The following is a 5,269-nucleotide window of genomic DNA, read 5'->3' as shown; positions in this document are numbered from 1 at the left end:
CGCAAAAAATCATACACAAATACGTTACCTGCAAGCTAAAGAAACGAATGAACATTAAAAATACATTACTACTGATTTTGACTTTTTTGACTGTTAGCTGTCAACCCCAAACGAGTGAAATTGAAGATAAAACAATTGATTATTACTTTAAGCAAATTGGAGAATTGGAGCTTAAACAATTATTGGAGCAAAAAATCTTAAAAGATAGCGTTACGATAACAGAAAAATATAAAGACTCAACAAGTAATCGTCTGAATAGTGAAGGGTTTCAAAAGTACGCTGAAATTAAAATGAATATTTATCAATCATTCTTCAAAGACTTTTTATATCAACAAAAAGTGGATTATGGAAATGATATTTATGTTCTTTATTTTACAATGGCAGGATTTGACGATATGCAATGGGATATAATAAAATGGACTAAAGATAATTGGAAAGGTAAAGAGCGTTTGAGCAGGGAAAAAGCTGAAAATGATAAAAGTATTGAGAAAATATTGTGGAATTACGATGAAGCAGATAAGAATCTGGAAAACATTAGGATTTTTATAAAAAATGATTATTTGGTAATGGAGCGAGGGAATTTATACCATTCACTTTATGACCTGAAAAACGAAAAAGTTATTTTAAATGAGGAAAGTCCGTGGAGTGCGTCTGGAGGACAAGATAAAACCGAAATGAATAAATGGATTAATGAAAATTTGCACGATAAAATTGAACAATATCTAAACAAAAATCGTGAATAAAGCCAGCAGGTAACAATGTGTATAATTCATTGCTAATACTCGCCTACTTACGAAAATCCTCGTGGATTTTCTATCCGTAATTATTTGCTAACTTTAGTGCTTAAACACGCAACGAAATCATACACTTTACCGTTGTACACAAGCTCTGAAAATGCCAACCGCACAGTCAAGCACATTCCATTTTGCTCTTACCTCACAAAATAAAAAGAGCTTGCCTTTTCCCACTACCCAAAATTGTTGATAAATTTTTAGTTCATTAAGTGAGATATTAAAATATCACTTTATATTTGAGAAATAGAAAACATTCTGAAATGAATCGGATTAAAGAAGTTTTAGATGAAAAAGGTATAAAGCAAACTTGGCTTGCTGAAAAACTAGGGAAGAGTTACAATATGGTAAACTCCTATGTTCAAAACAGAAGACAGCCAAGTATTGAAGATTTATACAAAATTGGAGAAATATTAAATATTGAAGCTAAAGATTTGCTTGTAGAGTCTTTAGAAAAAAAGAGTTAAATATATGCTAGCAACTTACAAGTTAGAAAGAGAATTTTTATCATTACTAGAAGAACCTCAATTGAGATTATTTGAAAGTGAATTTAAAATAAAGAAAGATGAGTTTCTAGGAATTAAATATGATAAGCGTGGTTACACAGTCAATGATAAAATTGAGCAGATAATTGATAGTAAGATTCAAACTATTGGGTTCTTTTCTGGTGCTGGTGGTTTAGACGTTGGTTCCCAATTGGCAGGTAGTAAAGTAATTTCAAGTTTAGACTTTGATAGAGACAGTGTTGCAACAATGAAAAGAAACAAATACTTCTCACACTCAACACATTTCCACAAAGATATCAAAGAAATGAGTGCTTTAGACTATTCTAAAATAATTAAAGAGAATAATCCTGAGAAACTAATTCTAGTCGGAGGTCCTCCTTGTCAACCATTTTCTAAAGCAGGATATTGGGTAACTCACAAAAACAGACTTGGAAGCGAAGACCCAAGAAATATGATTGGACAGTATTTAAGAATGATACAAGAACTAAACCCTGATGGTTTTATTCTTGAAAACGTTGAGAGTTTACTTCACCCAAAAAACAAACAAGCTGTCCAAGAATTAGAAGAAGCAATTGACAAATTAGGATACAAGTTTATAATTTATAGAGCTAACGCTCTTGATTTTGGTGTACCTCAAAAAAGAAAACGAGTATTTTTTATCGCTTCAAAAAATGGCATAATTGGTGAACCAACTAAAACACACGGTTCAGAGAAAGAATTGCTTATAAATAAAAATTTAAAACCGTATGAACGAGTAATTGATTGGATTGGAAAGTTTGATGATGATAAATATTTTGAACCTGAAGAAAGTACAGCAGGAAAAACTTATGATGAAGAATTAAAACAAATTCCACCTGGTAAAAATTACTTTGCATTAACCGAAAGAGACGGACATCCAAATCCTAAATTTGAAGCGAATAAAAGATTTTGGAGTTTTCTACTAAAATTACATCCAAATTTACCTTCTTGGACTATTGCCGCTCAGCCTGGTCCTTGGGTTGGTCCTTTTCATTGGAATAACAGAAGGTTAAGAGTACCTGAAATTGCAGCATTACAAACCTTTCCAGAAGATTATCATTTTGTTGGAACAAGACGTTCAATACAAAAGCAAATCGGTAACGCAGTTCCATCTTTATTAGGAGAGGCGATTGTTAAACACTTAATTTCAAACATATGACAAAACCTAAAATTGTAAGTATATTTTCAGGTGTAGGTGGTATTGACTTTGGTTTTGAAAAAGCTGGATTTCAGACAATTTTTGCGTCTGATATTTGGGATAGAGCTTGCCAATCATTAAAAGTAAACTTCAATGATTGCGAAGTAGTTTGTGATGATATTGTAAATATTGACTTTAAAGCAATAAAAAGAAAACATAAAGAAATTGATGGTTTGGTCGGTGGTCCTCCTTGTCCTCCTTTCTCTAAATCTAGATTTTATAGAACCGAAAAAGATAGAGGAATTGATGATATTGACGGTTTCACAACTGTATCTAATTATTTTCGTGCAGTTGAAGAATTAGAACCAAAGTTCTTTTTCTTCGAAAATGTACACGGTTTTGTTTTTAAACCTCACAAAGCAGCTCTTGAATTAGTTGAAGAAGAAAGCGAAAGGTTAGGCTATAAAATATTTCATAAAGTTGTTAATGCAGCAGATTACGGAGTTGCTCAAACAAGACAAAGATTTATATGTATTGGTGTTAAAAAAGAGTTAGAAGATTTTGACTATCCAAAACCAACTCATTCCGACCCAAAGAAACCAATAAAAGAAACACTTCCTTGGGTAACTTGTGGAGACATTTTGAATGATATAGATTTTGATTTACCTGAAGATGATAAAATGCAAGCAGGTTCAAAGCACAAAGACCTTTTAAAATTAGTTCCACCAGGTGATAATTATTTATTTTTTACAGAAGAAAGAGGTCATCCGAATCCAATTTTTAAGTGGCGTTCACGCTATTGGTCATTTTTACTGAAATTATCTCCAGATAGACCATCTTGGACAATTCAAGCAAGTCACTCAAACAATATGGGACCATTTCACTGGAAAAATAGATTCTTAAGAATTCAAGAAATTAAGCGTATTCAATCATTTGAGGATAAACATATTTTTTTAGGCAATTACAGAGAGCAATGGAGACAGGTTGGTAATGCTGTTCCTCCAAAACTCGCCAATGTATTTGCCGAACAACTAATACTACAATATTTTAATAATTATGAGTGTAAGAGACACAATAATTCTGGACAGAAAAGACTTAAGGTATCTACTTATTGATAGTTTAAGACTTTACTCGGACAACGTTGCATTTATTGACGGGAACAATCCTTACAGATTTTCAATAAATAAGAAAACATATTACGTTTTAATTAAAAACGTTCACGAATCTGGTGATGGTAGAGGAAATCAAGATGAATGCCGTATCCAAGTTGCTAAATCTAAAAATTTCAATGCTGCATTAAACTCTGGAAATGATGTTATCGTATTAGGATATTTTGCTGACGAAAAAGTTTTTACTGCTTGGAATCCTTTTATGATGAGAGATAGATTTAATCAAAAACAAACAATCTCTTTATACTCAAGGTTCTCTGTTCAAAAAGACGCTAAAACGCAAAAAATAGCCGCTTACAGAGACAATAATGGACAATCCGTAATAAGCTTTATTCCTGACTATTTAGGTTTGTATTTGGAAAACTTGAATTCAATCCATTTACTTTCGGATTTAGAATTAAAAAATCTTGTAGAACAATCTGACAATCTTAACAATCAAAATGCAGATGGTGAATTTGATACTTCAGAAGGTGTTCTTACAATTACTCACGCTAGACAAAAAAGAGACCCAAATTTCAGAATTAAAGTTTATGATGCCTACAATAACAAGTGTGCAATGTGCGGAATAGGTTTGGAATTAATTGAAGCTGCTCATATTGTACCACACTCTCACGAATTAGGTACTGATGAAATTGACAACGGAATAAGTCTTTGTGCTTTACATCATACAGCTTATGACCGTTCATTGATATATTTTGATGAAAAATTAGATATTCTAATTAATGAAAGTAAAATGGAATACCTAGAAAAAGTCGGACTTGACTCTGGAATTAGAAAATTTGAAAAACTTGCTTTTGATAAAATTCAAATACCTGAAAATCATACTCTTCGACCGAATATTGGGAATATAAAAATTGCGAATCAAACTAGAGGAATATTTGATGATTAAGCCAACGCTTAAAGCCATACACATTTGCAATTCGCTACAGCCGAAACACAAGACAAAAATTGCAAAAGAGTATGTCTTTGCCAACGCTGAATGACAATCTGAACGGAAAAAAGCCAGTGTACAACAACGGCTATACTTAATGCGGGCTTTAGTACCAAGCCAAAAATTTGTGTATATTTAAAGCTTAAAAACAAACCGAAAGGTTATCGCTCATCAACCCCGCACTAAGCATAGCCAAACCGTTGGCTACAATTCGCAAAATGAAAACTCAAGAAAAAATATCGAATAAAAACGGAAATTGGTATATCGCTGAAATTATTGAAAAATGTGAGCCTGTTGACCGAGATGAAAAACACGATTTGCGTAGAGTAACGACTTGGGGAAATCATCATTTGATAAAAGCAGAATCTGCAAAAGAAGCTTTAGAGAAAGCCGAAAGAATAGGCAAAAAAGGGGAATATAAATTTACCAATGCTGACAAAATTGAAATGGAATGGATTTTTGTCGGAATTGCAGAACTAATACCAATTTATGAGGAATTTATTGAAGACGGGGCTGAATTAATGTGGACAGATTATGGTTTTATATCTAATAGAAAGACTAACAGAATAATTCGTCCTAAAAAAGAAATTTTGGACGGAATTAAACCTAAACCCAAATTACCGGATACAAAAAGAATAAAAAAACAGTAGCCAACAGAGCGTATAATTAATTGCGGCTGAATTTCCTCACCAGAAATTCAATCTTATTAATTATCT

General features: G+C 32.3%; 6 protein-coding genes. All 6 read left to right on the top strand.

Annotated elements, in window-relative coordinates:
- Positions 1–743: hypothetical protein (locus ACOSP6_RS00530; RefSeq protein WP_422095679.1), on the top strand; the 743-nt coding region annotated here is incomplete at its 5' end.
- A 311-nt stretch (positions 744–1,054) separates the two neighbouring features.
- On the top strand, positions 1,055–1,258 hold the full coding sequence (locus ACOSP6_RS00525; protein ID WP_264560945.1) for a helix-turn-helix domain-containing protein: 204 nt from the start codon (positions 1,055–1,057) through the stop codon (positions 1,256–1,258).
- A 4-nt stretch (positions 1,259–1,262) separates the two neighbouring features.
- The gene (locus tag ACOSP6_RS00520) at positions 1,263–2,474 is read left to right on the top strand and encodes a DNA cytosine methyltransferase (protein WP_422092431.1); all 1,212 of its coding nucleotides are present in this window, start codon (positions 1,263–1,265) and stop codon (positions 2,472–2,474) included.
- Positions 2,471–3,568: a DNA cytosine methyltransferase gene (locus tag ACOSP6_RS00515; protein WP_422092430.1), complete on the top strand. Its 1,098-nt coding sequence runs from the start codon at positions 2,471–2,473 to the stop codon at positions 3,566–3,568. Before ACOSP6_RS00520 ends, ACOSP6_RS00515 begins: the two co-directional genes overlap by 4 nt.
- Complete coding sequence (locus ACOSP6_RS00510) at positions 3,510–4,511, top strand: HNH endonuclease (protein ID WP_422092429.1); 1,002 nt, start codon at positions 3,510–3,512, stop codon at positions 4,509–4,511. The genes ACOSP6_RS00515 and ACOSP6_RS00510 overlap by 59 nt, the downstream gene beginning before the upstream one ends.
- Positions 4,512–4,771: 260 nt before the next feature.
- A complete protein-coding gene (locus ACOSP6_RS00505; protein ID WP_422092428.1) occupies positions 4,772–5,203 on the top strand; it encodes a DUF4288 domain-containing protein in 432 nt (143 codons plus the stop codon).
- Positions 5,204–5,269: the final 66 nt, after the last annotated feature.

Origin of the sequence: Tenacibaculum sp. MEBiC06402 (genome assembly GCF_049239625.1) — a bacterium.
Taxonomy (GTDB): Bacteria; Bacteroidota; Bacteroidia; order Flavobacteriales; family Flavobacteriaceae; genus Polaribacter.
Note: the sequence above shows the minus strand (reverse complement) of the source record. Positions and strands in the feature narration are given on the sequence as shown.

Bases quoted from the DNA above. Each gene is read 5' to 3' on its own strand.
- ACOSP6_RS00515 (WP_422092430.1), top strand. From the start codon at position 2,471: ATGACAAAACCTAAAATTGTAAGTATATTTTCAGGTGTAGGTGGTATT.
- ACOSP6_RS00525 (WP_264560945.1), top strand. From the start codon at position 1,055: ATGAATCGGATTAAAGAAGTTTTAGATGAAAAAGGTATAAAGCAAACT.
- ACOSP6_RS00510 (WP_422092429.1), top strand. From the start codon at position 3,510: ATGAGTGTAAGAGACACAATAATTCTGGACAGAAAAGACTTAAGGTAT.
- ACOSP6_RS00520 (WP_422092431.1), top strand. From the start codon at position 1,263: ATGCTAGCAACTTACAAGTTAGAAAGAGAATTTTTATCATTACTAGAA.
- ACOSP6_RS00505 (WP_422092428.1), top strand. From the start codon at position 4,772: ATGAAAACTCAAGAAAAAATATCGAATAAAAACGGAAATTGGTATATC.